This window comes from Micromonospora sp. NPDC047812, from assembly GCF_040704175.1.
GTDB lineage: Bacteria > Actinomycetota > Actinomycetes > Mycobacteriales > Micromonosporaceae > Micromonospora.
In genome coordinates, this window is sequence record NZ_JBEYRY010000002.1 from 337894 (window position 1) to 364258 (window position 26365).

Genomic DNA, 26365 nt, shown 5'->3' on the forward strand with positions numbered 1-26365 from the left:
ACGCCCCCTGCCGTGCGCACCAGGCGTCGACAGGGGGCGTTCCGCAAGCGGTCAGCGCGCGCCGAGGTGGGCCAGCAGGTCCTGCCGGGTGAGGACGCCCTTCGGCTTGCCGTCGACCAGCACTAGGGCGGCGTCGGACTTCTCCAGCAGGTTGACCGCCTCGCTCACCGGCTGCCCGCCGCCGATCATCGGCAGCGGATCGGCCATGTGCCGCTCGATGGTGTCGTGCAGGTGCGCCTGGCCGGTGAAGAGCGCGTCGAGCAGGTCCTTCTCGGCGATCGAGCCGGCCACCTCGCCGGTCACCACCGGAGGCTCGGCCTTGAGCACCGGAAGCTGCGAGACGCCGTACTCGCGCATGTAGTCGATCGCGTCGCGGACCGTCTCGGTCGGGTGCACGTGCACCAGCTCGGGCAGGCCGCCCGGCTTGCCCGTGAGCGCGTCGGCGACCGTCGGCTCCGTGCCCGAGTTGTCCAGGAAGCCGTACCGGGCCATCCAGGTGTCGTTGAAGATCTTGGACAGGTAGCCCTTGCCGCTGTCCGGCAGCAGCACCACGACCACGTCGTCCGGGCCGGCCTTGCGGGCCACCTCCAGGGCGGCCACCACGGCCATTCCGCAGGAGCCGCCGACCAGCAGCCCCTCCTCGCGGGCCAGCCGCCGGGTCATCTCGAAGGACGCCTTGTCGGAGACCTCGATGATCTCGTCGGCGACACCCTGGTCGTACGTCTCCGGCCAGAAGTCCTCGCCGACGCCCTCGACCAGGTACGGCCGGCCGGTGCCGCCGGAGTAGACGGAGCCCTCCGGGTCGGCGCCGACGACCCTGACCCGGCCCTCCGACGCCTCCTTCAGGTAGCGCCCGATGCCGGAGATGGTGCCGCCGGTGCCGACGCCCGCCACGAAGTGGGTGATCTCGCCCCCGGTCTGCTCCCACAGCTCGGGGCCGGTGGTCTCGTAGTGCGAGCGCGGGTTGGCCGGGTTGCTGTACTGGTTGGGCTTCCACGCCCCGGGGATCTCCCGGGCCAGCCGGTCGGAGACGTTGTAGTAGGAGCGCGGGTCCTCGGGGGCCACGGCGGTCGGGCAGACCACCACCTCCGCCCCGTACGCGCGCAGCACGTCCTGCTTGTCCTGGCTGACCTTGTCGGGGCAGACGAAGACGCACTTGTAGCCCCGCAGCTGCGCCACCAGCGCCAGCCCGACGCCGGTGTTGCCGCTGGTCGGCTCGACGATCGTGCCGCCCGGCTGGAGGATGCCCGCCTTCTCCGCGTCCTCCACCATCCGCAGCGCGATCCGGTCCTTCACCGAGCCGCCCGGGTTGAGGTACTCCACCTTCGCCAGCACGGTGGCCTGGATCCCGGCCGTGACGTTGCGCAGCCGTACCAGCGGGGTGTTGCCGATCAGCTCGACGACGTTGTCGTAGTACCGCACCTCGTTGTGCCCTTCTCCTCCGGCGCCGCCGGCGGCGGCCGGGCAGACGTCTTCTCGACGCCCCAGGGTACGTGGGTTCAGGACGCCACGTGCCCGGGGATCACCGAGCTGCGCCGAGCCTCCCACTCCAGGAACCGCTCGGTCTCGGCCAGCACGCTGCCGGCCAGCCAGGTCACCATGACCGCGTCGTCGGCCAGCCCGAAGATCGCCAGCGGGATCTCGGGAAGCAGGTCGACCGGCGAGACGATGTACGCCGTCGCCGCGGTCATCAGGGCCAGCCGCAGGCCGCCGTCGTACTCCCCCCGGGCGGTGGCCCGGATCATCCGGGGCAGCGCGCCCAGCCGTGCCCCGAGCGACGGCCCGCCCCGCGATCCGGCGGCGAGCGCCCGGGCCAGCGCGCTGAACGCCGCGCTCCGCTTCAGTGTCTTCCCCATGTTCGGCCCCTCTCCACGTGCCAGGGTGACGCGCCCGCGCAACCGTCCCCCGGTCACCCGTACAGGTACCCAGGACCGTCGCCTTCCAGGCACCCGCGAGCCGACACGACGACAGCGGCGTGTCGTGCCGGCGCGATAATGTCGCTGTATGGGGGTCGCTGGTTCCGTCGTCCCGGTAAATCCGCGCTGGCAGCGCGCCCGGCAGCTCGCCCGCCTCGCGGCGATCGGCACGGGTGCCACCGCCGCGGCCGTGGTGGCGACCGGCGGGGTGCTCCTCGGGCAGGCCCGGCAGGCCCGCCGCACGATCCCGATGGCCGAGGCCCCGCCGCCGCGCTGCGACGGCGTCTACGGCGCGAAGCTGCCGGGCCCGCCCGTCACCCTGGTGGTGCTCGGCGACTCGTCGGCCGCCGGCTACGGCGTGCACCGCCGTCGGGAGACGCCCGGCGCCCTGCTCGCCACCGGCCTGTCCCGCCGCCTGCAACGCCCCGTCCGGCTGCACCGCTTCGCCGTGGTCGGCGCCATCTCGGCGGTGCTGCGCCACCAGGTGGAGGCGGCGCTGGAGTGCCGGCCCGACGTCGCGGTGATCCTGATCGGCGGCAACGACGTGACCAACCGCGCGCCGTTCGCACTGGCGGTGCGCTACCTGGTCGACGCGGTCCGCACGCTGCGCGCGGCCGGCTGCGAGGTGGTCGTCGGCACCTGCCCCGACCTGGGCGCGATCAGGCCGATCCAGCCGCCGCTGCGGTGGCTGGCCCGGCACTGGAGCCGGCAGCTCGCCGCCGCCCAGACGGTGGCCGTGGTCGAGGCCGGCGGCTGGACGGTCTCCCTCGGCGACCTGCTCGGTCCCCGGTTCACGGCGGAGCCGACCCGGATGTTCGCCTGGGACCGTTTCCACCCCTCGGCGGAGGGCTACGCGATGGCCGCCGCCGCCCTGCTGCCGACCGTGCTGTCCGCGCTCGGCGCGGGGCAGGAACGCCGCCCGACCCTCGACCGGGGCGAGGGCGTGCGCTCGCTGCCGCAGGCCGCCCAGGAGGCGGCCCGCCACGCGGGCACCGAGGTCAGCGGCACCCGGGTCAGGGGGCGCGAACGCGGCCCCGCCGGCCGGTGGGCGCAGCTGCGCCGACGGGCCTTCTTCGGTGTCGGCGCGGCGCCGCAGCCCAGCCCCGCCGCCGACTCACCCACACTGGAGGGACTGGCATGAGCGAGCGCTTCATCCCCTCGGGGCTCGCCAATCGACTGGGCCGGGCGGCGACGCTCAGCCTCATCGCCGGCACGGTCGGCGGCGCCGCCGTCCTCGCCGGTCAGGCCTTGGCCGCCCGGCACCGCCGGTACGCCCAGCCGGAGCTGGCGCTCGCCCTGCGCGCCACGGTCGGGCGTGCCGGCGCGCCGCCGCTGCGACTGGTGCTGCTCGGCGACTCGTCCGCCCTCGGCGTCGGGGTCGGCCGCCTCGACGAGACCATCGGCGGGCAGCTGGCCAACCTGCTCGCCGAGGGCCCGACCGGCCGCCGGGTGCACCTGTCCAGCGTCGGCGTCTCCGGCTCACGCTCGACCGACCTGGCCACCCAGGTGGCCCGCGCGCTGCTCGGCGAGCGTCCCGACGTGGCGGTGATCCTGATCGGGGCCAACGACGCCACCACCCTGCGTCGCCCGGTGGAGGCCGCCGCCTACCTCGGGGCGGCCGTGCACCGGCTCCGCGAGGCCCGGGTGGAGGTGGTCGTCGGCACGTGCCCCGACCTCGGCGCCGTACGCGCCATCGCGCCGCCGCTGCGCAACGTGGTCGGCTGGTCGGGGCGGCGGGTGGCCCGCGCCCAGGCGGCGGCGGTGCTCGACGCCGGCGGCACGGTGGTCGACCTGGCCACCGAGACCGGCGCGGTGTTCCGGGCCGACGCCGGGACGCTGTGCCACGACGGCTACCACCCCTCCGCCGACGGCTACCGGGTCTGGGCGCACGCCCTGCTGCCGGCCGTCGCCGCCGCCGCGGCGGTCGCCTCCCGGCAGTGAATCGCCCGCCGGTGCCGGGCGGGTCCTCCTGGCGGGAGGCGAAACGGGCGGAGAGCGACGCGGTCCCGCCCCGGGTGGGCGAGCGGTCGGTCGACGCCGGGACGGCGACGGCGCGGGCGTGACATTTCCCGGCCGGCGGGCAGCTTCCGCCCGAAGTTACCGACGGGTTAACGTTGGTTCATGCCGACTGAGTCGTCCCGCGACGCCGTCATCGTCGCCACCGCCCGCTCCCCCATCGGCCGGGCGCACAAGGGGTCCCTGCGCGACGTCCGCCCGGACGACCTCGCCGCGACCATCGTGCGGGCCGCCCTGGACAAGGTCCCCCAGCTCGACCCGGCCGAGATCGACGACCTCTACCTGGGGTGCGGCCTGCCCGGCGGCGAGCAGGGCTTCAACATGGCCCGGGTGGTCGCCACCCTGATGGGCCTCGACACCCTGCCCGGCGCGACGCTCACCCGCTACTGCGCGTCGTCGCTGCAGACCACCCGGATGGCGATGCACGCGATCCGGGCCGGAGAGGGCGACGTGTTCGTCTCCGCAGGCGTGGAGATGGTCTCCCGGTACGCCCGCGGCAACTCCGACGGGCTACCGAAGGAGGCACAGGCGCTCGTCGGCGGCGGCTGGGAGAACCCGCGCTTCGCCGCCGCGGCCGAGCGTTCCAAGGCCCGCGCCCAGGGCGGGGCCCCGGTCTGGACCGACCCGCGCGAGGCCGGCGAGCTGCCGGACATCTACCTGACCATGGGGCAGACCGCCGAGAACCTGGCCCAGGTGTACGACGTGACCCGCGCCGACATGGACGAGTTCGGCGTACGCAGCCAGAACCTCGCCGAGAAGGCCATCGCCGACGGCTTCTGGGCCCGGGAGATCACCCCGGTCACCACGCCGGACGGCACGGTGGTCGGCACCGACGACGGCCCGCGCGCCGGGGTCACCCTGGAGGGCGTCTCCGGGCTGAAGCCGGTGTTCCGGCCGGACGGCCGCATCACCGCCGGCAACTGCTGCCCGCTCAACGACGGCGCCGCCGCCGTGGTGATCATGAGCGCCCAGCGGGCCAGGGACCTCGGGATCACGCCGCTGGCCCGGATCGTCTCCACCGGCGTGACCGCCCTCTCGCCGGAGATCATGGGCCTCGGCCCGGTCGAGGCCACCCGGCAGGCGCTCAAGCGGGCCGGGATGACCATCGACGACGTCGACCTCGTGGAGATCAACGAGGCGTTCGCCGCCCAGGTGATCCCCTCGTACCGCCAGCTCGGCATTCCGCTGGAGAAGCTGAACGTCATGGGTGGCGCGATCGCCGTCGGGCACCCGTTCGGCATGACCGGCGCCCGGATCACGGGCACCCTGCTCAACGCCCTCGACTGGCACGACAAGACGATCGGCCTGGAGACCATGTGCGTGGGCGGCGGCCAGGGCATGGCCATGGTCGTCGAGCGCCTGAGCTGAGCGGCCTGTTCCTGCCTCAGCCCAAGAGCCCAGCCCGGAGCGCAGGATCCTGAGCCCGCGGGTCCTGGGCTGGAGTTCCGAGTCCGGAGTCCAGCCCGTGCCAAGGTCCTGAGCGCCGGAGCCCCGAGCTGGCGTTCCGAGCCCAGGATCCTGACCTGGACGACAGGGCCGGCCCCTTGTCGGGGTCGGCCCTCGTCGTCAGGACCACCCCCAAGGGCCACGTCGGACTGTTGAAAAGCAGGGGTTGACCTGGACTGGCCCGACCAGGCGCGGCCCGGCCCGGGCGGGCCCCGTAGTCGGGGCCGCAGCCCGGTCGGCCACGCGCGGATCGGGCTAGAGGGTCTCGCGGGTCGCCGTCACCTCGGCGGCGGCCCGCGCCAGCACCTCTGGCGGCGGGGCGGCGGCCACCAGGTCGGCGGCCACCACCCGGAGCTGGTCGGGCAGCGCCAGGTCGTTGTCGAGCCGGGGCACCGTCCGCCGGGGCCCGCCCTCCGCGTCGGCGGCCCGGTTGGCGATCTCCTGCACAAGCCGGTGCACGAGATCGGCGCGGGACACGTTGCCACCGGCGGCCGTGGCCGCCCAGCGGGGCTGCTGCCAGTGCCCGACCTGACGGACCAGCAACTCCACCGCCCGCCCCAACTCCCCCGCACTCACCCCGCCGAGTCTACGGACCCCCACCCCGCCCCCACCCCCGCCGTCCCACCCAGCCCACCCTCGGCCCCCGGTCCCCGGTCCCGCCCCGGCCGCCGGCGATCATGAGGTTTGCGGCGGGAATCGCGATCAACTTCGCCGCTAACCTCATGATCAACGCTGCGGAGCGGCGGGCGCGGGGCGCGGGGCGGAGGCGGGGCGGGGCGGGAGGCGACGGCGCCCGCCCTCGCGGGTGCGGGGGCGGGCGCCGGTCAGTCGTGGACGACGGTCAGTCGTCGCCTTGGAAGTAGCTCAGCAGGCGCAGGATCTCGATGTAGAGCCAGACCAGGCTGACCAGGATGCCGAAGGCGGCGACCCAGGAGTAGCGCTGGGGCAGGCCCATCCGGACGCCGTCCTCGACCTCCTTGAAGCTGAGCACGAAGCTCAGCGAGGCGACGACGATGCAGACCAGGCTGAACCCGATCGCCAGCGGGCTGCCGTCGCGCAGGCCGGTGTTCACGCCGAAGAGCGCGAACACGAGGTTGATCAGCATAACGGCGAAGAGACCCGCCATCACGGCGATCATGCCCTTGACGAACTTCGGGGTCGCCCGGATGACCTTCGCCTTGTAGAGCATGGCCATCACGAAGAAGACACCGAACGTGGCGGTCACCGCCTGGACCACGATGCCGTCGTAGAGCGAGTTGAAGAACTTGCTGACCATGCCGACGAAGACGCCCTCGACGACGGCGTACGCGACGACCAGCGCCGGGTTCGCCATCCGGGAGAACGAGATGATCAGGCCGAGGACCAGGCCGACGACTGCCGCGCCGATCCAGGCCGCGCCGAGCAGCGCGTCAGGCACCAGCACCCAGGCGGCCGCGGCGGAGACGCCGAGGATGCCGAGGAGCGTGACGGTCTTGACCACCACGTCGTCGATCGACATGGTGTTGACGGTCGGCGGGGCCGCCGGGTAGCCGGCCTCCGTCGGGTACTGCTGGGGATAACCGGGCTGTCCGTACGGCCCGGTCGGGGCGTACCCGGCGGAGCGCTCCCGCTCGGCCGCCTGGCCGAGCCGGGCGAGCACCGGGTTCGAAGTCTTCACTGTCAGGCCTCCCTCAGGGGGTCGTTGCACGTGAACGTGCACTCCCAAGAGTAAACGCCCGGGGCAGTCCCGTGGAGATCACCAGGCTGAACGGAAGCTGAGAGTGCGGCGTGCCCGGGGCGGGGGTCGAACCCGCACGCCTTGCGGCAGCCGCTTTTAAGGCGGCCGTGTCTGCCGTTCCACCACCCGGGCGGGTGACACCGCGCGGGTCGACACGCGTGGTGCAGTGCCACGGTAGCGGGTCGGCGGCGACCCGGCGTACCCCGGCGGGCGGGTCGCACTAGGGTCGAGACCGTGAGCAGCACAGCCCCCACGGCCCCCGACGCCGTCCCTGACCAGGCTGTCCTCGCCGCCGACCGGCCGTCCCGCCGGCTCCGGCCGGCGCGCCTGCTGACCGCCGTCCACCGTCGCCGGGCCGACGTCACCGTCGCGTTGCTCTTCGTGGCGCTGGCCGGCTGGCTCACCCACGGGCTCTGGCCCGACCCGGCGGCCCGGGTCCTGGCACTCAACCCGGAGGACCAGGCCCTCTACGAGTGGTTCCTCGCCGTCGACTCCCGGGCGCTGCTCGGCGACTTCGACCTGCTCACCGGGCGGCTCAACGCGCCGGACGGGGTCAACCTGATGACCAACACCACGGTCATCGCGCTCGGGGTGCTCCTCGCCCCGGTGACCCTGCTGTTCGGCGCGCCGGTGACCTTCGCCCTGCTGGCCATGGCGAACCTGGCCGGCACCGCGATCGCCTGGTACCTGCTCTTCACCCGGGTCCTGCGTGCCCGCCGGACCGCCGCCGCGCTCGGGGCGGCGCTCTGCGGCTTCGGCCCGGGGATGGTCTCGCAGACCAACAGCCACCTGCACATGACCGCGCAGTGGCTGGTTCCGGTGATCGTCTGGCTCGTGGTCCGCATGCTGCGGGCCGCCGACCCGGCGGGCACCGCCGACGGGCCGGACCGCCGGCGGGTGGTCAGCTCGGCCGTCGGCCTGGCGGCGGCGGTCACGGCGCAGGTCTTCGTCGGCGAGGAGGTGCTCTTCCTCTGCGCGGTCACGCTGCTGGTGATGGCGGTCGCCTACGCGGTGGCGGACCGGAACCTGGCCCGCCGCGCCCTGCCCGGCTTCGCCGCCGGGATGACGCTCGCCGCCGGGCTGGCCCTGCTCGTACTGGCCTGGCCGCTCTGGTTCCAGTTCGCCGGCCCGCAGGGCGTCTCGGACGGCATGTTCAGCCCGCACTACTTCTCGGCGGACCTACGCAGCTGGTGGACCGTCTCGCCGCTGTCGCTCGCGGGCGGCGACGGGGCCGCCCGGCTGACCACCGGGCCGGCCGAGTACAACACCTTCCTCGGGCTGCCCCTGCTGCTGGTCGCCGCCGCCTGCGCGCTCTGGCTGGGCCGTCGCCCGCTGGTCGTCGCGTGCGTGGTCGGCACGCTCGTGACGGGGGCGCTGTCGCTCGGGCCCCGGGTGGTCGTCGACGGTGAACCCACCGCCGTCCCGGGCCCGTACGCCCTGCTCTCGGGACTGCCCGTGGTGGACGGTGCGCTGCCGATGCGGTTCGCCCTCGCGGTGCTCCCGCTGATCGCCACGCTGCTGGTGCTGGCGGTCGACCGGGCCCTGCGCGGCGCCGGCCTGGCCCGCCGCCTGGTGCCGGCGGCGGTCGGCGTGGCGCTGCTGCCGCTGCTGCCGACCCCGCTGCCCACCGCCGGGCGCCCGCCGCTGCCCGAGTTCGTCACCGGCGGGCACTGGCGCCAGTGCGTCGAGCCGGGCGGGGTGCTGGTGCCGGTGCCGCTCGCCACGCCCAAGCAGCCGTGGCCGATGCGCTGGGCGACCGCCGCCGACGCGGCCTTCGGCATGCCGGAGGGCTTCTTCATCGGCCCGTACGGTCGCGGCGGCACGGCGGCGATGGGCACCTACTCCCGGCCCACGTCGGCCCTGCTCGCCGAGGTCGGCCGGCGCGGCGGTCAACCCGTCATCGGGGACGAACAGCGCCGGCAGGCCGCGCAGGACGCGGAGTTCTGGGGGGCCTCCTGCGTGGCGCTGGCCGACGACACCCCGCACGCCGACAGCCTGCGCGGCACGCTGGAGCAGCTCTACGGCCCCGCCACCCGGATCGCCGACGCCTGGACCTGGCGCGTCTGACCCGCACCGGATCGCGCAGCCACAGCCCCGCGCGCCGACGGCACGGACGTGCGGAAGCCCTCTCCGCCCGGAGGCGGAGAGGGCTTCGCGTGCTTCGTCAGGCGGCGCGGGCGACGCCGACCGGCTGGGACGCCTCGGCGAACTCCTCGCGCGGATCGTGCAGCTGGCCGAGGGCGACCACCTCGCGCTTGAGGAAGAAGGCCAACGTCCAGTCGACCACGACCCGGACCTTGCGGTTGAACGACGGGATCCGGCTCATGTGGTACGTCCGGTGCATGAACCACGCCGGCCAGCCGGTCATCTTGATCCCGTACACCTGGGCCACGCCCTTGTGCAGGCCGAGGCTGGCGACGCTGCCGGCGTGCTTGTGCTTGTACTCCACCGGCTCCCGGCCACGGACGACGTTGACGATGTTGTCGGCCATCCGGGCGGCCTGACGCACCGCGTGCTGGGCGCTCGGCGAGCAGTAGTTGCCCGGCTCCTTGGTCAGGTCCGGCACGGCCGCGCAGTCACCGGCGCTCCAGGCGCCGTCGACCACCCGGTCGCCGTCGACCACCTGGAGGGTCGGCAGGCAGGTGACCCGCCGCCGCTCGTCGCGGGGGAAGTCCGTCGCGTCCAGCATCGGCGACGGCTTCACGCCGGCGGTCCAGACGATGGTGTCGGAGCGGAAGCTGTCGCCGTCGGAGAGCTTCACGACCCCGTCGAGGCAGGACTCCAGGCGGGTGTCCAGCCGGATGTCCATGTTCCGCTTGAGCAGCTGCTGCACCGTGTAGGCGCCCATGTCCCGGTCGACCTCCGGCAGCACCCGCTGGGTCGCCTCGACCAGCACCCAGCGCATGTCCTCCGGCTTGAGCTCCGGGTAGTACTTCAGGGCGTCCCGGGCCATGTCCTCCATCTCGGCGAGCGCCTCGATGCCGGCGTACCCGCCGCCGACGAAGGTGAAGGTCAGCGCCGAGCGGCGGACGGCCGGGTCCGGCGTGGCGGCGGCCACGTCGAGCCGGTCCAGCACGTGGTTGCGCAGGTAGATGGCCTCGCCGATGGTCTTGAAGCCGATGCCGTGCTCGTGCAGGCCGGGGATCGGCAGCGTCCGGGACACCGAACCCGGGGCGACCACCACGTGGTCGTACGGGATCTCCCGGGTGGGGCCGCTGATGGGCTGCACCACGGCGGTCTTGCGGTGGTGGTCGATCCGGGTCACCGCGCCCGCCACCACCTTGCACCGCCGCAACTCCCGCCGCAGGGGCACCACGGAGTGCCGGGGCGAGATGTTCCCGGCAGCCGCCTCGGGCAGGAACGGCTGGTAGGTCATGTGGGGCTGAGGGTCCACCACGACGACCTCAGCCTCACGGGAGCTGAGCTTCTTCGACAGGCGCAGTGCCGCGTAGAGACCGACGTGCCCGGCACCCACCACAAGGATCCGCTTCGGGTTCACGTCATCTATCTTTCCCCGCGCGGCCCGGCTAATCCCGCTCGCGCCCCTTCTCTGTGACGGAGCACAACCCCTGTGACCTGCACGACTTCCCCCGAAAGGGGCTGTCACCTGCGGCGCAGCAGCCACCCCAGCAACGCCGCCACCGCCACCGCCACGAGCAGACCGACCACCGTCGCCGCCTGGTGTCCGGCGTCACCACCGAGCCCGCCGACCTCGACCAACAGCACACCGAGGACGAAGGTGGCCAGCAGCACCCCACCGGCCCGGGCCAGCCACCGCACGATCAGGTCCGGATCGACCACCGCGTCGTACGGCAGCACGGCGGCCAGCGCGCAGAGGGTGTGGGTGAGGTAGAGCGCCGCCGCCACGGCGAGCAGCCGCCAGAGGGCGATCGGTCGGCCGTACCCGTCGGTGGCCATCAGCCAGCCGCCGACCGTGACCAGCGCCGCGAAGGTCGGCCAGACCCGGCGCGGCCCGACCGCCGGCAGCACCGCCACCGCCACGAGGGCGAGCAGCGGCCGGCCGAGGAGCACCTGCGACGGGTACGCCAGCGCGAGGCCCACGAGCACGGTGAGGAAGATGCCGGCGCGCACCAGCAGCGGCGTCAGGCTGACCCGGGCGGCGGCGTACCGCACGGCCCGGACCCGTTCGACGACGGCGTCCACCGGCGCGCTCACCGGGCCACCCTCGGGGCGGTCGCCAGGCGGGCCACGTCCCGCAGCACCTGGTCGAGGCTGCCCGCGCCGGCCCAGGGCACCACCGGCACGCCGTGCTCCCGCAGTTGTCCGATCATCGTGTCCCGGTCCAGCCGCCACAGCCGGTACGCCACCTCGGCCCAGCCCCGGTCCTTCGGCGGGGTGAGATCCGTCGGCAGGGTGTCCACCGCGACCACGAACCGCCCGGAGCGGGCCAGCCGGGCCAGCATCTGCGCCGACCGCTCGTCGAGCAGCGGGGTGAGGACCACCACCAGCGCGTCCGCCGACAACAGCTGCGGCCCGAACACCTGGTCGTACGGCTCGTGCGGCGAGGACTCCGCCCGCACTTCCAGCAGCCACTCCAGGACGGTCAGGTACTGCCGGCGGCCGGTGGCCGGGCGCAGCCGGCGCGCGGCCGGGCCGTACTCGAGCATCGACACCCGGTCGCCCCGGTGCAGGTAGTGCTCGGCGATCGCGGCGGCGGCCCGGACGGTGGTGTCCAGTACGGAGGCGGCACCGGCCACGCCGCCCGAGCGGCCCGCCTCGGCGAGCACGTCGAGCAGCACCACCACCTCGGCGTCCCGGTCGGAGAGGGTGGCCGCCACGTGCAGTTGCCGGGCGCGCAGCGAGACCCGCCAGTCGATCCGGCGCAGCCGGTCCCCCGGCGCGAAGACCCGTACGCCGGCCAGCTCGCCGCCCTCGCCGGGCCGGCGCGAGTGGTGCGCGCCGACCAGGCCGGCGGCCCGGGGCATCGCCTCCACCGCGTCGAACGGCTCGGTCTTCGGGTAGACCCGCAGCCGGGACGGCTCGGCGATCACGGCGCGGGAGACCAGCAGTCCCTGCGCGGCGGCCGCCCGGGCGCCCGCCGGGCCGATGGGGTGCCGCCCCCAGCGCAGCGCGGTACCGGTCAGCTCCAGGTCCACGGCCGCGGCCCTGGGAACGGCGGTCACGAAGGGCCGCTCGGCGACTGACGGGGCGGTTGCCGAACCGGTGCCGGACGTCGCGGTCGCCCCGGCGATCGTCGCCCGCTCGACGCGCAGCCACGGCGAGACCCGGCTGCGGACCACCGCCACGTCGTAGTCGAGCAGGTCCGGGTTGCCGACGGTGACCGTGCCGGTCAGCTCGCCGCCCTCGACGAGGTGCCCCTCGTCGGCGGAGATCCAGACCTGGGGCAGGGCGGTCGGCCGGCGGCGCAGCGCGTACGCGGTGCCGATCGCGAACGGGGCGGCCAGCACGACCAGGTCGACCCGGCCGAGCAGCACCCCCGCGATCAGCAGCAGCCCGGTGAGCAGGACCGCCCGGCCGAGCGCCCAGGTGGGGGCCCACCCGGTCGAGGGCTCCGGCTCCTGCGGCGGCGACTCGCGGGGCGACACGGCGGGCGCGACCATCAGTGCCCGGCGGCGTAGCTGGGCAGCGCGCCGCTGGCGGGGGCCGGGGTCGCCTCCAGCACCTCGCCGACCACGAAGGACGGATCGACGCGGCGCAGCCACATCTCCGGGCGCAGCGTGATCCGGTGTGCCAGGGCGGGCGCCGCGACCTCCTTGACGTCCTCCGGCACCACGTAGTCGCGGCCGGCCATGACGGCCCGTACGCGGGACAGCAGCAGCAGCGCCAGCGAGCCGCGCGGTGAGGCGCCGACCAGCACCGACGGGTGCTCGCGGGTGGCGGCGGTCAGCGCGACGATGTAGCGGCCGATGGAGTCCTCCACGACCACGTCCTCCAGCGCGGCCTGCATGGCGCGCAGCGTCTCGGCGTCGACCACCGGCTTGATGTCGGCCTCCTCGCGCCGGCGGGCCATCCGCCGGCGCAGCACCTCCCACTCCTCCTCGGCTTCCGGGTAGCCGAAGGAGACCCGGAGCAGGAACCGGTCGAGCTGCGCCTCCGGCAGCGGGTAGGTGCCCTCGTACTCGATGGGGTTGGCGGTGGCCAGGACGTGGAACGGCTCGTCCAGCTTGTACGTCACGCCCTCCACCGAGACCTGCTTCTCCTGCATCGCCTCCAGCAGGGCCGACTGGGTCTTCGGCGGGGTCCGGTTGATCTCGTCGGCGAGGAGCAGGTTGGTGAAGACCGGCCCGGCCCGGAACGCGAAGTCGCCGCTGCGCTGGTCGTACAGGAACGAACCGGTCACGTCGGCCGGCAGCAGGTCGGGGGTGAACTGGAGGCGGCGGAAGTCCAGCCCGAGCGCCTGCGCGAAGGACCGCGCGGTCAGCGTCTTGCCGAGGCCCGGCAGATCCTCCAGCAGCACGTGCCCGCCGGCCAGGATCCCGGCGAGGACCAGTTCCAGCGCGTCCCGCTTGCCGACCACGACCTGACCGACCGCCTCCAGCACCGACCGGGCGAGGTGGCCGACCTCGGCGGCGGGCATGCTGCGGTCCACGTCGTTCATATCTTCTCCAGTTCGGCGACGATCGCCGCGAGGTCGCGCGGCGACGGGGGGCGGCGGGAGGGGGTGCTGAGGAAGGCCCAGAGCCGGTCACCGAGCAGGGCACGGGCCCGCTCCGGGTCGGATTCGCGGGTCAGGCCGTGGCGCTGGCGCAGCCGCTCGTCGGCCAGCTCGCCGATCCGGGGCAGGATCCGCCCGGCGAACCGCTCCCGGTCCCTTCCGGCCCAGTCCAGCGGCCGTTCCCAGCCGTTGATCGCGGCGCGCAGCGCGTCCCGGGCGCCCCAGTTCCAGGTGCCGTCGTCGGCGGCGGCCGGCACCCGGCCGCCGGAGCGGGGCGGGGGCGGGGGCGCGAGGGCGGCGACGACCCGGCGCACCAGGAACAGCGCGACCACGCCGGCCACGAGGACCGGCAGGGAGACCCGGAGACCCACCACGCGCAGGCCGGCGACCAGCACGACCACGACCGCCACGACGCCGGCCAGGGTGCGGAACACCCGACCGGCCCGCCCGCCCCGGGACCGCTCGGCGGGCGCCGTCCGCTCCTCCTCGGAGCTGAGCAGGTCGTCGATGCTGGTGCTGCTCACCGCGCCACCTCGCCGCGTCGGGCCGGCAGGGACCGCGCCCCGGTCCCGGTCACGCGGGCACCTCGGCGTCGTCGGGGGCGACCGCGGCGGTCAGCTCGCCGCGCAGCCGGCGCAGCGCCGCCCGGGCCTGGTCGCGGGTGCGCTCGTCGACCTCCCGGGTGGCGTACCGGGCCTCGCGGTAGACGTGGGCGAACTCGGCCAGCACGTCGGCGCTGGCGATGGCCGGGATGCCCACCGACGGGTCGCCCCGCAACAGCCGGGTGACCAGGTCGGTGGGGGTGTCGCCGGCCAGCCGGGACACGCCGGCCCCGGCCGCGGCCTGCTCCAGGCGCACCCAGCAGGCGATGACCGCCGTACGCGGATCGGTGTCGCGGTCGTCCAACTCCTCCAGGCCGGCGTCGAGGGCGGCGGCCACCTCGCGGGCGGTGCCCTCGGGCGTCCGCCGGGACCGCCGGGCCGGCAGCGCCCGGGTGGTGCGCCGCATCGCGCCCCGGACCAGCGTCCAGGTGAGGTAGCCGAACGCGGCGAGCAGGGCCAGCCCGAGCAGCACGACGACGGCGGTGACGAGCCACTTCGGGATCCGCGTCCCGGTGGTCTCGGCGGTGTCCCGCGGCTCGACGGGGATCGAGGGGACCGGCTCGGCGGTCGGATATTCCGGGATGTAGGGGATGCTGTCGGCGGCGGGCGGGATCCGGTTGGCGCCGATCGACGAGTGGGCGGACGACAGCGCGGCGACGGCCAGCAGGAGCACCACCGCCACGACCGGCCACCACCTGCGCAGGACGTTGAGTTCCATCGAGAGCTACCTCCGGGCCACCGGGGCGGGTCGCACGGACCGACGCGTCACGTCCGTCATCGCCATCGCCCCCGCGCCTCAGTCCACCCCGGCCAGTTGCTTCGCCCGGGCGAACACGTCGTCCAGCATCCCTGGTGTCAGCCGCCCGGTGAAGGTGTTCTGCTGGCTGACGTGGTAGCAGCCGAGCAGCTCCGGTGCGCCCGTGCCGGACCAGTGTGCCCCATGGCCGAACGCCGGTCGCGGGCTGGGCGGGCGCAGACCGTACACCTGGCGCAGCACCGGCCACCACGAGGCCCAGGCGAACGCGCCCAGCGCGACCACGACGCGCAGGGTGGGCCGGATCAGCGTCACCTCGCGGTGCAGCCACGGCGCGCACGTGTCCCGCTCCTCCGGCGTGGGCTTGTTGTCCGGCGGGGCGCAGCGCACGGCGGAGAAGATCCGCAGGTCGCGCAGCGTCAGCCCGTCGTCGGCGGCGACGCTGGTCGGCTGGTTGGCCAGCCCGGCCCGGTGCAGCGCGGCGAACAGGACGTCGCCGGAGCGGTCGCCGGTGAAGATGCGGCCCGTGCGGTTGCCGCCGTGCGCGGCGGGCGCCAGGCCGAGGATCGCGATGCGCGCGTCGGGGACGCCGAGCCCGGGCACCGGCCGGCCCCAGTACTCCTGGTCCCGGAACGCCGCCCGGCGGACGCGGGCCACCTCCTCCCGCCACCGCACCAGCCGCGGGCAGGCGAAGCAGTCGCTGACGGCGGCGTCGAGGTCGGCCAGGTCGGTCGCCCGCGCGGCGCGGGCGACCACCTCGTCGGGCGTACGGGGCTCAGCCAAGCTTGGCCCGGAAGAGCTCGAGGGTGCGGGCCCAGGCGGTGGCGGCGGCGCGCTGGTCGAAGTGCTCCGGCCGGTCCTCGTTGAAGAAGGCGTGCGAGGTGCCGGGGTAGTCGTAGGTCTGGCAGGTGCCGCCCGAGGTCTCGATGGCGCGGCGGACGGTGCGTACGCCGTCGGCGGCGGAGGTGCCGTCCTCTTCGGAGCAGTGGATGTGCGCCGCCTTGCCCGCGTAGTCGGGCCACTCGGGGCGCATCCCGTCCCACGGCAGCCGGGGGTAGAAGGCGGCGGTGGCGACGATCCGCTCGGAACGGGTCGCCGCCCAGAGGGCCAGGCTCGCCCCGGCGCAGAAGCCCGCGCAGCCCACCTTGCCGGCGACCTCGGGCCGCCCGGTGAGGTAGTCCGCCGCGCCCGCGATGTCCGCCGCCGCCTCGTCCATCTGCGCGCTGTTCAGCATCTGCCGGGGCTCGCTCGGCTTGCTGGCCGGGCCGCCGTGGCGGAAGTCCGGGGCGAGGGCGACGAAACCGGCCTCGGCGAAGCGGTCCACGACCGCCCGGACGTGGGGCACCAGTCCCCACCAGTCCTGGATGACGATGACCGCAGGGCTGGTCGCACCGCCGGAGGGTATCGCGAGATACCCCTCGCCCGTCCCCCCGTTGCCGCGGTAGCTCACCATCTCGCCCATCGGCCGTCCTCCTAGCGGTCAGTCATCGTTGGCTGGTCGCACAGTGTTGCTACGTGTCGGTAGCCTGCCACGCCGTGAGCGCCCCGGGGAAGACGCCGGAACAGTGGCATTCACCTCCTGTTCGCCCCCCGTACCCACGGACGCCGACGGCGGCGCGGACGATGTCCGCGCCGCCGTCGGCGGTCCTGTCGAGCCGGGGGATCAGGCCTTCTTCGTCAGGCACAGCAGGTAGCCGGTCTTGCCCGGCTCGATGCTGTAGTAGACGTAGCCCTCCTGGCCCTCCTTGATGTACTGGCCGCACGCCTCGCCGGAGCGGGCCTGCGCCTGGGTCTGCCCGTCGACGCGGCCGACCACGTTGTAGACGGCGTCGGTGGCGGTGCACTCGACGACCTTCGCGCCGTCGACCTTCTCCTCCTTGGTGCCGGTCACCTCGGGCAGCTCGGCGATGCAGTCGCCGACCTTGGCCTCAGCGGTCTCGTCCTTGTTGAAGAAGTTGCCGATCGCCGAGCCGATGCCGAACTTGAGGCCCGCGACGACCAGGAACACGACGATCGCGCCCACGATGCCGAGCAGCTTCTTGGAACCGGACTTCTCGGCCTGGGGCTCCGCCGGGGGCGGCGCCTGGACGGCCGACGGGGGCTGGGCGGCGTCCGACGCGGGGGGCGGTGCGACCTGCTCTGACACGCGTTTTCCTTCCGGGGGGTGAGTGAGCAGACGACACCGTAGCGACCGGGACCGACAGCCGTTGCCCCGCTGGACTCATCCGTTCAGCTATTTCCCAGCTTCATTCCATGATCCTGTTCACGTCCGGCTCGGGGCCGGCGTGGCGGCCGGCGCATCCGTCGGCGTGGATTCCGTGGTCGGAGTGCCGCTCGGGGTGGGCGTGGGCTCGGCCGGGTCGCCCGACGTGGTGGGTGCCGGCAGCGGTGGCACGCCCACCGACGGCAGGGGGCCGATCGGCGCCCGGGGCGCGAACGGCGCCTGCTGCGGGCAGTACGGGTACGTCCGCAGCAGCGGAAGACCGAGCGCGTTCGGGTCGTGCGCGTCCGGGCAGTCCGGGTAGCCGAGCCGGATCGGATCGCCGTTCTGGTCGAAGAGCCGGACGTCCTCCACCAGCCGCCCCTCGCGGTCGTAGACGAAGACGTCGCGGATGTGGTCGTACCGGTCGTCGATCGAGATCTGCTCGTAGCCGAGGTCGCCGCTGCCGACCCTGCCGTTCACGTCGGCCAGGCCGACCAGCCCGAAGAACACCAGCACCGCCGTGCCGACGTGCAGCATCCGCCGCTTGGGTCGGGTCAGGCCCGGCGTGTGGTGGCCGAGCCAGATCGAGGCGAGCACGCTGCCGGCGAGCAGGACCAGGCCGGCCAGCAGGCTGCCGTTGAGCTCGGGCAGCACACCGAACGTGTCGCCGGTCGTGATCACCGTGACGAGCATGGCGGCCAGGTAGCCCCGCAGCACCCACCAGGCCGGCCGGAGCAGCCGGAGGAACTCGCTGGCCGTGGCGTACCCGAGGGGTGGTCCGAGTTGCACGTCCCAGCGGTGCGCCCGCGCGCGGAACCGGTCCACGGCGACACCGAGGCGACGGTGGCGACGCCCGCCGGTGGTGGCGGCGCCGACCCCGGCGGCGGCGCGCAGCTCGGCCGCGTACGCCTCGGGCTCGCCGAGCCGGTCGACCAGCGAGCCGTCGGCCTCGGCGGCGACCTCGGCGAGGTGCTCCGGCAGGTCCTCGGTCAACTCGTCGCGGTGCGCCGGCGGCAGGTCGGCCAGCGCGGCCCGGACCCGTGCGGCGTAGTCCGCGATCTCCTGCTCCGTGACGGTCATGCCGCCATCCCCCGATCGTCGAGCAGTGCGTCCATGGTGGTGGCGAACGAGCGCCAGAGCTTGCCGGAGCGGGTCAGCTGGTCCCGGCCGGCGGCGTTGAGGGAGTAGTACTTGCGGTGCGGGCCGGACTCGCTCGGCACGACGTAGGTGGTCAGCAGGCCGGCGGCGTAGAGCCGACGCAGCGTGCCGTAGACCGAGGCGTCGCCGACCTCCTCCAACCCGGCGTCGCGCAGCCGGCGCAGGATGTCGTAGCCGTAGCCGTCCTCCCCGCGGAGCACGGCGAGGACCGCGAGATCCAGCACGCCCTTCAGCAGTTGTGTGGTGTCCACGCAATGCACACTAGTACGCAATGCACAGTACCGTCAAAGGGACGCGCCGCGCGGGGTGAGGGTGTTCCGGTCAGGCGGGTGTCAGGCGCCAGTAGCCGAGCGGATTGTGGAAGAGGTCGTCGGTCTCGTGGCGGTCGTCCGGGCGGTGCTCCAGCAGCCAACGCGGGGAGTCGGCGGTGCGGCGGAACCCTTCGCCGTCGGCCATCTCCGCCGCCCGCTCGTCGGTCAGGAGGTACAGCGCCAGCGTGTCCATCAGGGTGACGCGGTCCTCGACCCCGCCGTCGGTCGTCAGGAGTTCCACGTCGGGCGCGCCGAGCAGATGCATGCCGCAGCTGTACGACGACTCGCCGGCGCGGATCGGTCGCTTGACGGTGGCGCGGTACAGCACGCCGGCCAGCTCCGCGGCCGTCGTCGCGGCGGCCGCTTCGTCGGCCAGGGAGAGCCACCGGTCCCGGCCGTGCGCGACACCGTTGCTCTCGTTCTTCACGGCGGTGGCACCGGAGCGCAGGAGTGCGGCCGACACGGCCAGCGCCGCGCGCGAGACCTCCAGCAGCGTCGGCCGCAACAGCTCCGGCGGCATCGTGACAGCCCGCAGGGGCCGGGACAGCACGTACGCGACGCTGTCGTGCGCCGCTACCGCCGCCCAGTCGGCGTCGGTGAAGCTGACCCCGGCCAGGCTCGCCTCGAACGCGTGGGACATCCGCGGGTCGTGCTCCCGCTCGGAGTATTCGTCGTCGAGCGTGAAGCCGGCTGCGGCTCCCGCCTGGGCCGCGATCCTGCCCACCGTGTCGAAGTCCAGGCCGGCGCCGAGCACGCACAGCACCGGACGGGGCAACAGCTGAGCGGGATCGGCGAGCATGGCGAGAACATACCGGCACCCCCTGTCGCGCAACAGGGCCTGAGGTCCGATGGGTGCGGCGCCGGCGCTACCGGCCCGCCGGAGCCGGCCGGAATGTTCGCCGGTAGGCGCGCGGCGACACCCCGGTGGCAGCCAACAGGTGCTGCCGGAGCGAACCACCTGAGCCGAACCCGGCCTGCTCCGCGATCCTGTCTACCGGGAGGTCTGAGCTCTCAAGCAGCTCCCGGGCGCGCTCGACCCGCTGCTGGGTGAGCCAGGTCATCGGGCTCACCCCCACCTCGTCCTGGAACCGCCTGCTGAATGTCCGCACACTCATGTTCGACCGGGCGGCAAGCTCAGCCAGGGCCAACGGGCGATCGAGGTGTTCGAGCGCCCACGCCCGGGCCGGTGCCGTCGTCGTCGATTCCGCCTCGACCACCGGGCGCCGGATGTACTGGGCCTGGCCCCCGTCGCGCCAGGGTGGCACCACGCAGGAACGCGCAGCCTCGTTGGCGATCTCGCTGCCGTGGTCGCGCCGAATCACGTGCAGGCACAGGTCGATTCCCGCCGAGACGCCCGCCGACGTGAGCACGTTGCCGTCGTCGATGAAGAGGACATCGGCGTTGACCATGAGGTCCGGGTACAGGCCCTGAAGGTGGTCGGACTCACGCCAGTGGGTCGTCACCGGGCGTCCGTCGAGGATTCCCGCCGCCGCCAGGACGTAGGAGCCCGTACAGATCGCCATCACCCGCGCGCCGGGGCGGACGAGCCCCAGCGCGTCCCGCAGCGGCACCGGAAGAGCCTTCTCCTCGCCCCACTTCCGTCCGCTCGCGGAGGGAGGGATCACCACGGTGTCCGCCTGGGCCAGCGCGGTGTGGTCGTGGTCCACGGCGATCGCGAAGTCGGCCGAGGTCTCGACAGGGCCGCCATCGATCGAGCAGGTGGTCACCGAGTACAGCGGATCGCCGTCGGAGCCGAGGGCGGCGCCGAAGAGGCGCGAGGGGATGGCCAGCTCGAACGGGACGACGCCGGGAAGCGCGAGCACAACGACGCGATGCATGGCCAGATCCTGACACATGTTGTCCATCTGGCCGCGGCAGCGGCACCGCCCCTCCGGAGATGCTGGACGGGCACGGCCGCCCACGCGGCCGGCACGACAGGTGAGGAGTCCAGTGACAACCAGCTCAGGGCGAGCGCCGAACCGGATGTTCGCCGTCAGCCAGGACGTGGCCGGGACACCCGACGTCCTGAAAATCATCGAGATGGCGCGTCCGGTCCCCGCACCCGGCGAGATCCTCGTCCGGGTCCACGCCGCGGGGGTGAACCCCACCGACTGGAAGACCCGCGCTCGCGGGCAGTTCGCCACCGGCGTACTCCCCCCGTTCGTCCTGGGCTTCGACGTATCCGGGGTGGTCGAGGAGGTGGGGCCCGGGGTGACCCTGTTCGCGGCGGGCGACGAGGTGTTCGGCATGCCGCGCTTCCCGCATCCGGCAGGCGCGTACGCGGAGTTCGTGACCGCACCCGCCCGGCACTTCTGCCGTAAACCGGCGAACATCGACCACACGACCGCCGCCGCGCTGCCCCTGGCGTCCCTGACCGCGTGGCAGGCTCTCGTCGACACCGCCGACATCCAGCCGGGCCAGCGCGTCCTCGTCCATGCCGCCGCCGGCGGAGTCGGACACCTGGCGGTGCAGATCGCCAAGGCCCGGGGCGCATGGGTCGTCGGCACCGCGAGAGCCGGCAAGCACGACCTTCTTCGCGGACTCGGCGCGGACGAGTTGATCGACTACACGACGGACGACTTCGGCGTCGTCCTGCGGGACATCGACGTCGTGCTCGACACCGTCGGCGGGGACTACACCCCGCGCTCGCTGCGCACCCTCCGCAGGGGCGGGATCCTCGTCTCCCTCCTCCCCGTGGCCCCGGACTTCCCCGCCGACCTCGCCGAGAAGCTCGGCGTCCGCGCCACCCGGATGCTCGTCGAGCCCGACCAGGCGGGCATGAAGGCGGTCGCGGACCTGGTCGCTCGCGGGCAGCTGCGGCCACTCGTCGACACGACTCTCCCGCTGAGAGAGGCGGCCCGCGCCCACGAGCGCGGCGAGACCAACAGAACCACCGGAAAGATCGTCCTTTCCGTCATCGCCTGAGGCCCGTCCTCGCACCCGCCCCCGAGGGCGGTGACCAACCACGTCACGCACAGAGGAGTTCCATCCGCATGAGCAACGCGACACGTACCAGCACAGCCGCCGTCGTCGAGTCCTTCTTCGCGCGGTTCGGCGCCGGCGACGTACCAGGACTCGTCGACCTCTTCGCCGACACGTTCGACTTCGTGGTCGACGGGACCCCCGCCGTCCCCTGGTCCGGGCGGCGCTCCACCCCGGCCGAACTGCCGGACTTCTTCGGCTCGTTCGGTCGCGTACTCGGACCGGCCCAGGAATACGAGATCGCCACGACGGTCGTCGACGGGGAGAACGCGGTCGTGCTCGGGCACAACAAGTTCGAGGTCCTCGCCACGGGGAAGTCGTTCACCAACCACTTCGCCCTGCACATCGGCGTCAGGAACGGCAAGATCACGACCTATCACATGTACGAGGACACCTACGCGATCGACGCCGCGTTCGCAGGCTGAGTCGCGGACCGGCTGACCCGGGTCGAGCCGTGCGGTGATCGGAACCGGCGCCGGGTCCGATCACCGCACGCCGTGCCTCACCGCCGTCGTGGCGCGGGGTCGCCAGGTTCTCCCGGGCGGGTCAGGCCAGCGACCAGGCGATGCCGTCGAGGATGTCGTGCTCGGAGGCGACCACCGAGTCCATCCCCGCCCGCTCCATGATCACCCGGAGCACCAGGGCACCCGCCCCGATCACGTCCGCCCGGCCCGGGTGCATCACCGGGATGGCCAGCCGCTGCTCCCGGCTCTTGCCGAGCAGGTCGGCGGTCACGTCGGCCACCGCGTCGTACGGGACCCGGGCGTGGTGGATGCGGCCCGGGTCGTACTCCTGGAGGCCCTCGGCGATGGCGACCACGGTGGTGACGGACCCGGCGAGCCCGACCAGCGTGGCGGCCTGCCGGCCCGGCACGGCCTCCAGCGCCCGCTCCACCGCGACCGCGATGTCGGCCTGCGCCGCGGCGACCTCGTCCAGCCCCGGCGGGTCGCCGTGCAGGTGTCGCTCGGTCATCCGGACGCAGCCGATGTCCATCGAGATGGCCGCCTCGACGCCGCCCGCGCGGGTGCCGACGACGAACTCGGTCGAGCCGCCGCCGATGTCGATGACCAGGTACGGCTCGCGCGCGTCGGCGGGCAGCCCGCGCACCGCGCCGGTGAAGGAGAGCCGCGCCTCCTCGTCACCGGTCACCACCTCGGGCGCGACCCCGAGGGTGCGCTCGACCGTCTCGCGGAACTCGGCGGCGTTGGAGGCGTCCCGGGACGCCGACGTGGCGCACATCCGGACCCGCTCCGCGCCCAGCTTCTCGATCTCGGCGGCGTAGGAGGCCAGCGCGACCCGGGTGCGTTCGATCGCCTCCGGGGCCAGCCGCCCCGTCTTGTCGACGCCCTGGCCGAGGCGGACGATCTCCATCCGCCGGCTCAGGTCGACCAGCGGCGCCTCCGGACCCGCCGAGGCGTCGGGCAGGTCGGCGACCAGCAGTCGGATCGAGTTGGTCCCGCAGTCGATGGCGGCCACACGCGTCGTCACGGCAGCAACCCTACGTCAGGCGCCGGCGGGCGGCAGGACGTCGTCGCGGCCGAGCAGTTCGGTGCCGAGCGGCGTCAACCGGTGCAGCACCGCCCCGCCGTCCCGGACGCTGACGACCAGCCCGGCCGCCCGCAACGCCCCCGCGTGCTCGGACGCCGAGGAGACGCTGATGCCGACGGCCCGCCCGAGCGTCGTGGTGGTGTGCCGGCCGGGGCCGCCGAGCCGACGCAGCACCGCCGCCCGGGTGGCGCCCAACAGGCGGCCGAGCGGATCGGCGACGCTCGACCCGACCCGGTGCGGCATCCGCGCGGGATACACCACCAGCACGGGCCGGTCCGGCTCCACCAGCACCCGGGGATGCGGCCCGGCCAGCGGGGAGGGCAGCAGGAGCAGGCCCTGGCCGGTGCCGGACACCGTCGCGCTCCACCAGGTCCGCACCGTCAACGTCAACGTCGGCGCCTCCCACCGGATCGCCGGGTGCAACGCGTTCAGCAACCCGTCCAGCCCGTACGCCGCGAGGTGCCCGGTCGCCTCGGCCACCTGGTGCCGGTGCACGTCCGTCAGGTCGGCCCAGTGCGGCGCGAGCACCGCGTCGTGCCAGGTGCCCAGGGCCCGGCCGAACAGGTTCATCGTCTCCCCGTCGGCCTCGGCGAACCGCCTGCGCAACGGAGTCTCGGCCAGGTCGGCGTACGCGGCGGTCACCTCGGCCCGCACGCGCCAAACGGGGACGGCCCGGATCGCCTCCAGGCCGGCGGCGACCGACTCCAGGCCGTCGAGCGGGGTGAGGAAGTCCGGCAGGCGACCGCGCGCGGGCAGCAGGTGCCGCAGCACCGAGGCGGCGGAGCGGACCCGGCCCGTCGCCGTCGCCGCGCCGGCGGCCGGGCCCGGCGCCGTCCGGGCCGCCTCCGCGTCGTACAGCGCCTGACAGGCCAGCATGGCGGTGCCCACCGGGTGCAGACGGTCGGCGAAGCGGACCCGGCACAGGTCCGCCGGGCCCAGGCGGAGACGAAGCATGCCAGCAGACTGCCTCCCTTCGGCCTGGACCGAAAGGGTTGCCGCGCGGGGGTCGCCCGATCCAGTGTGGACATCGGGTCACGGAGGGGGCGGGGCGTGCGACGGACGGTGGCAGTGCTGACGGGGCTGATGCTCGCCGTCGTCACCACGGCGTGTGGTGGGGGCCGGGGTCAGGCCCGGGTCACGCCGGCCCCGTCGCCTTCGGGGGCCGTCGAGCGCCCCGCCGCCGGCGACCACCGGCTCACCCTGCCGCACGGCGGGTCCGACCGCCGGTACCTGCTGCACGCCCCGCCCGGCTACGACCCCGCCCGGCCCACCGCGCTGGTGATCGCCCTGCACTTCTATCCCGGCAGCGGCGCCCGCCTGCGGGACATGGTGGGGCTGGACGCCGTGGCCGACCGGGAGAACTTCCTGGTCGCGTACCCGGACGGGCACAACGGCGGCTTCAACGCGCTGATCTGCTGCGGGACGACCGACGACGTCGGCTTCCTCAAGGACCTCACCGCCCACCTCGTGCGGACGTGGCGGGTCGACCCGGACCGGGTCTACCTCACCGGCATCTCCAACGGCGGGGACATGAGTTTCCGCGCCGCCGTCGAGGCCGAGGGGCTCTTCGCGGCGATCGGCGTGGTCAGCGGTGGCTACAGCGGCCCCCGGACCGCCCCCGAGACCTACGTGCCCCGGCGACCCGTGTCGGTGATCACGTTCATCGGCGGGCAGGACCGCTACGCCGACGTCTTCACCGAGGGCGTACGGACCTGGCAGCGACGGCTGCGCTGCACACCGAAGACCGGCGCACCGCCGCCGGGCGCGCCGCGGGTCACCCGCACCGACGCGCGGTGCGGCGACGGCAGCGACGTGACCGTCTACACCCTGCCCGACATGGGGCACTCGTGGCCCGGGGCGGCATCCGGCGAGCTGGCCGCCCCCGACGCGGGCCTCGTCGCCACCGAACTCGTCTGGGACTTCTTCGCCGCCCACCCGCGCCGGAGCTGAGTCAGAGGCGCAGCAGCATCCGGGTGTTGCCGAGGGTGTTCGGCTTGACCCGTTCCAGGTCGAGGAACTCCGCGACGCCCTCGTCGTAGGAGCGCAGGAGCTGCTCGTAGACCGGCTGCGGCACGGGCGCGCCGTCGATCTCGGTGAACCCGAACGAGCCGAAGAACCGGGTCTCGAAGGTGAGCACGAAGATCCGGGCCACCCCCAGCTCGCGGGCGCCGTCGATCAGCTCCGCGACGATCCGGTGGCCGAGCTTGCGCCCCCGGCAGGAGGGGTCGACCGCAACGGTCCGGATCTCGGCCAGGTCCTCCCACATCACGTGCAGCGCGCCGCAGCCGACGACCGCGCCGTCGCCGGCACGGACCGCGACCCGGAACTCCTGCACGTGCTCGTAGAGGGTCACGGTGGCCTTGCTGAGCAGCCGCCGGTCGTCGGTGTAGGTGTCGACGAGCCGCCGGATGCCGCGCACGTCCGAGGTGCGGGCCCGCCGCACCACGACCTCGTCGGCCCCCGCCACGCCCCCGTCCGCGCCCGCCATGGTCAGTCCGCCGCCGGCACGTCCACGCAGGGCCCGGCCGCCCACCACTTCTCCACCAGCTCCAGCGTCTCGTCGCCGAACGGGTTCACCCCGGGCCCGGCCCCGAGCGCGTGCCCGAGGTGCACGTGCAGGCACTTCACCCGGCCGGGCATCCCGCCGGCGGAGATGCCGGCGATCTCCGGCACCTCGCCGATCGCGTCCCGGCGGGCCAGGTAGTCCTCGTGCGCGGCGCGGTAGCGCGCGGCCAGCTCCGGGTCGGCAGCCAGCCGGTCCGCCATCTCCTTCATCAGCCCCGCCGACTCCAGCCGGCTGCACGCCGCCGTCGCCCGGGGGCAGGTCAGGTAGAACAGCGTCGGGAAGGGGGTGCCGTCGGCCAGGCGCGGGGTCGTCTCCACCACGTCCGGCAGGCCGCAGGGGCAGCGGTGGGCCACGGCCCGGGTGCCCCGGGGCGGGCGTCCGAGCTGCGCGGCCACCGCGGCCAGGTCGGCCTCGGTGGCCGGTTCGCGCCGCGGCGGGGGTACGGAGTCCGCCGCCGGCTCCTGCGGTGGTACGACAGTCACGATGCTGGTCTCTCGTTCGATGCTCGG

The 26365-nt window shown here is 74.1% G+C and carries 26 protein-coding genes, 1 tRNA gene and 2 pseudogenes; 7 read left to right on the plus strand and 22 right to left on the minus strand.

Annotation, left to right across the window (positions count from 1 at the left end; all coding sequences use genetic code 11):
* Window positions 1-51 precede the first annotated feature (51 nt).
* Together AB0883_RS09210 and AB0883_RS09215 are read right to left on the minus strand one after the other, a co-directional pair.
* Window positions 52-1422: a cystathionine beta-synthase gene (locus tag AB0883_RS09210; RefSeq protein ID WP_366640758.1), complete on the minus strand. Its 1371-nt coding sequence runs from the start codon at window positions 1420-1422 to the stop codon at window positions 52-54.
* A gap of 77 nt (window positions 1423-1499) precedes the next feature.
* Window positions 1500-1856: a YkvA family protein gene (locus AB0883_RS09215; RefSeq protein ID WP_366640759.1), complete on the minus strand. Its 357-nt coding sequence runs from the start codon at window positions 1854-1856 to the stop codon at window positions 1500-1502.
* Window positions 1857-2004: 148 nt separating this feature from the next.
* Between AB0883_RS09215 and AB0883_RS09220 the strand changes: the two are divergent.
* From AB0883_RS09220 to AB0883_RS09230, 3 genes and pseudogenes are all read left to right on the plus strand, one after another.
* Window positions 2005-3065 (plus strand): annotated as a pseudogene (locus AB0883_RS09220) (SGNH/GDSL hydrolase family protein); the annotation flags it as partial.
* Window positions 3054-3857 carry an SGNH/GDSL hydrolase family protein gene (locus AB0883_RS09225; RefSeq protein ID WP_366641685.1) on the plus strand — a complete coding sequence of 268 codons (804 nt, stop codon included), beginning with the start codon at window positions 3054-3056 and terminating at the stop codon, window positions 3855-3857. The pseudogene AB0883_RS09220 and the gene AB0883_RS09225, both read left to right, overlap by 12 nt.
* 180 nt (window positions 3858-4037) lie before the next feature.
* Window positions 4038-5300 carry an acetyl-CoA C-acetyltransferase gene (locus AB0883_RS09230; RefSeq protein ID WP_366640760.1) on the plus strand — a complete coding sequence of 421 codons (1263 nt, stop codon included), beginning with the start codon at window positions 4038-4040 and terminating at the stop codon, window positions 5298-5300.
* A gap of 333 nt (window positions 5301-5633) precedes the next feature.
* Here AB0883_RS09230 and AB0883_RS09235 read toward each other — a convergent pair whose 3' ends face one another.
* The 3 genes from AB0883_RS09235 to AB0883_RS09245 form a co-directional block, all read right to left on the minus strand.
* A complete protein-coding gene (locus AB0883_RS09235; RefSeq protein ID WP_366640761.1) occupies window positions 5634-5954 on the minus strand; it encodes a hypothetical protein in 321 nt (106 codons plus the stop codon).
* 265 nt (window positions 5955-6219) lie between these two features.
* Complete coding sequence (locus AB0883_RS09240; protein WP_121396533.1) at window positions 6220-7035, minus strand: Bax inhibitor-1/YccA family protein; 816 nt, start codon at window positions 7033-7035, stop codon at window positions 6220-6222.
* Window positions 7036-7146: 111 nt separating this feature from the next.
* Window positions 7147-7227 (minus strand) — tRNA-Leu (locus tag AB0883_RS09245).
* A gap of 102 nt (window positions 7228-7329) precedes the next feature.
* Here AB0883_RS09245 and AB0883_RS09250 point away from each other — a divergent pair.
* Window positions 7330-9162 (plus strand): hypothetical protein, encoded by a 1833-nt coding sequence (locus AB0883_RS09250; protein ID WP_366640762.1) that lies wholly within the window; start codon window positions 7330-7332, stop codon window positions 9160-9162.
* A 97-nt stretch (window positions 9163-9259) separates the two neighbouring features.
* Here AB0883_RS09250 and AB0883_RS09255 read toward each other — a convergent pair whose 3' ends face one another.
* The 13 genes and pseudogenes from AB0883_RS09255 to AB0883_RS09315 form a co-directional block, all read right to left on the minus strand.
* The gene (locus AB0883_RS09255) at window positions 9260-10594 is read right to left on the minus strand and encodes an NAD(P)/FAD-dependent oxidoreductase (RefSeq protein WP_366640763.1); all 1335 of its coding nucleotides are present in this window, start codon (window positions 10592-10594) and stop codon (window positions 9260-9262) included.
* A 104-nt stretch (window positions 10595-10698) separates the two neighbouring features.
* Entirely contained in the window at window positions 10699-11259 is a 561-nt protein-coding gene (locus AB0883_RS09260; RefSeq protein WP_366641686.1) for a hypothetical protein, read from the minus strand.
* 8 nt (window positions 11260-11267) lie between these two features.
* On the minus strand, window positions 11268-12662 hold the full coding sequence (locus AB0883_RS09265; protein ID WP_366641687.1) for a DUF58 domain-containing protein: 1395 nt from the start codon (window positions 12660-12662) through the stop codon (window positions 11268-11270).
* A gap of 14 nt (window positions 12663-12676) precedes the next feature.
* Window positions 12677-13675, minus strand: a complete 999-nt coding sequence (locus tag AB0883_RS09270; RefSeq protein WP_121396538.1) for a MoxR family ATPase — start codon at window positions 13673-13675, stop codon at window positions 12677-12679.
* Window positions 13672-14256 (minus strand): hypothetical protein, encoded by a 585-nt coding sequence (locus AB0883_RS09275; RefSeq protein WP_366640764.1) that lies wholly within the window; start codon window positions 14254-14256, stop codon window positions 13672-13674. The genes AB0883_RS09270 and AB0883_RS09275 overlap by 4 nt, the downstream gene beginning before the upstream one ends.
* A gap of 49 nt (window positions 14257-14305) precedes the next feature.
* Window positions 14306-15052, minus strand: coding sequence for a DUF4129 domain-containing protein (locus tag AB0883_RS09280; RefSeq protein WP_366640765.1), 747 nt, complete (start codon window positions 15050-15052; stop codon window positions 14306-14308).
* Window positions 15053-15130: 78 nt separating this feature from the next.
* Window positions 15131-15844 (minus strand): uracil-DNA glycosylase, encoded by a 714-nt coding sequence (locus AB0883_RS09285; protein WP_366641688.1) that lies wholly within the window; start codon window positions 15842-15844, stop codon window positions 15131-15133.
* Window positions 15845-15863: 19 nt separating this feature from the next.
* Window positions 15864-16550, minus strand: coding sequence for a dienelactone hydrolase family protein (locus AB0883_RS09290; RefSeq protein WP_366640766.1), 687 nt, complete (start codon window positions 16548-16550; stop codon window positions 15864-15866).
* 201 nt (window positions 16551-16751) lie between these two features.
* Window positions 16752-17141: pseudogene (locus tag AB0883_RS09295) on the minus strand (hypothetical protein); the annotation flags it as partial.
* A gap of 210 nt (window positions 17142-17351) precedes the next feature.
* Window positions 17352-18371, minus strand: coding sequence for a hypothetical protein (locus tag AB0883_RS09300; RefSeq protein ID WP_366640767.1), 1020 nt, complete (start codon window positions 18369-18371; stop codon window positions 17352-17354).
* A complete protein-coding gene (locus tag AB0883_RS09305) occupies window positions 18368-18700 on the minus strand; it encodes a PadR family transcriptional regulator (protein ID WP_366640768.1) in 333 nt (110 codons plus the stop codon). Before AB0883_RS09305 ends, AB0883_RS09300 begins: the two co-directional genes overlap by 4 nt.
* 70 nt (window positions 18701-18770) lie before the next feature.
* The gene (locus AB0883_RS09310) at window positions 18771-19559 is read right to left on the minus strand and encodes a hypothetical protein (RefSeq protein ID WP_366640769.1); all 789 of its coding nucleotides are present in this window, start codon (window positions 19557-19559) and stop codon (window positions 18771-18773) included.
* 67 nt (window positions 19560-19626) lie between these two features.
* Complete coding sequence (locus AB0883_RS09315) at window positions 19627-20616, minus strand: helix-turn-helix domain-containing protein (RefSeq protein WP_366640770.1); 990 nt, start codon at window positions 20614-20616, stop codon at window positions 19627-19629.
* A 94-nt stretch (window positions 20617-20710) separates the two neighbouring features.
* Here AB0883_RS09315 and AB0883_RS09320 point away from each other — a divergent pair, with 94 nt between their 5' ends.
* Window positions 20711-21685 carry an NADP-dependent oxidoreductase gene (locus AB0883_RS09320; protein WP_366640771.1) on the plus strand — a complete coding sequence of 325 codons (975 nt, stop codon included), beginning with the start codon at window positions 20711-20713 and terminating at the stop codon, window positions 21683-21685.
* Window positions 21686-21753: 68 nt separating this feature from the next.
* Window positions 21754-22167 carry a nuclear transport factor 2 family protein gene (locus AB0883_RS09325; RefSeq protein ID WP_366640772.1) on the plus strand — a complete coding sequence of 138 codons (414 nt, stop codon included), beginning with the start codon at window positions 21754-21756 and terminating at the stop codon, window positions 22165-22167.
* A gap of 121 nt (window positions 22168-22288) precedes the next feature.
* On the opposite strand, the gene AB0883_RS09330 is transcribed toward AB0883_RS09325, so the two are convergent.
* A complete protein-coding gene (locus AB0883_RS09330) occupies window positions 22289-23218 on the minus strand; it encodes a Ppx/GppA phosphatase family protein (protein WP_366641689.1) in 930 nt (309 codons plus the stop codon).
* A gap of 27 nt (window positions 23219-23245) precedes the next feature.
* Window positions 23246-24244: a helix-turn-helix transcriptional regulator gene (locus AB0883_RS09335; protein WP_366640773.1), complete on the minus strand. Its 999-nt coding sequence runs from the start codon at window positions 24242-24244 to the stop codon at window positions 23246-23248.
* A gap of 96 nt (window positions 24245-24340) precedes the next feature.
* Here AB0883_RS09335 and AB0883_RS09340 point away from each other — a divergent pair, with 96 nt between their 5' ends.
* Complete coding sequence (locus tag AB0883_RS09340; protein WP_366640774.1) at window positions 24341-25240, plus strand: PHB depolymerase family esterase; 900 nt, start codon at window positions 24341-24343, stop codon at window positions 25238-25240.
* Between the two features lies 1 nt (window position 25241).
* On the opposite strand, the gene AB0883_RS09345 is transcribed toward AB0883_RS09340, so the two are convergent.
* Together AB0883_RS09345 and AB0883_RS09350 are read right to left on the minus strand one after the other, a co-directional pair.
* Window positions 25242-25778, minus strand: coding sequence for an amino-acid N-acetyltransferase (locus AB0883_RS09345; protein ID WP_311414779.1), 537 nt, complete (start codon window positions 25776-25778; stop codon window positions 25242-25244).
* Window positions 25779-25780: 2 nt separating this feature from the next.
* Complete coding sequence (locus AB0883_RS09350) at window positions 25781-26338, minus strand: DUF501 domain-containing protein (protein ID WP_366640775.1); 558 nt, start codon at window positions 26336-26338, stop codon at window positions 25781-25783.
* Between the last annotated feature and the right edge of the window lie 27 nt (window positions 26339-26365).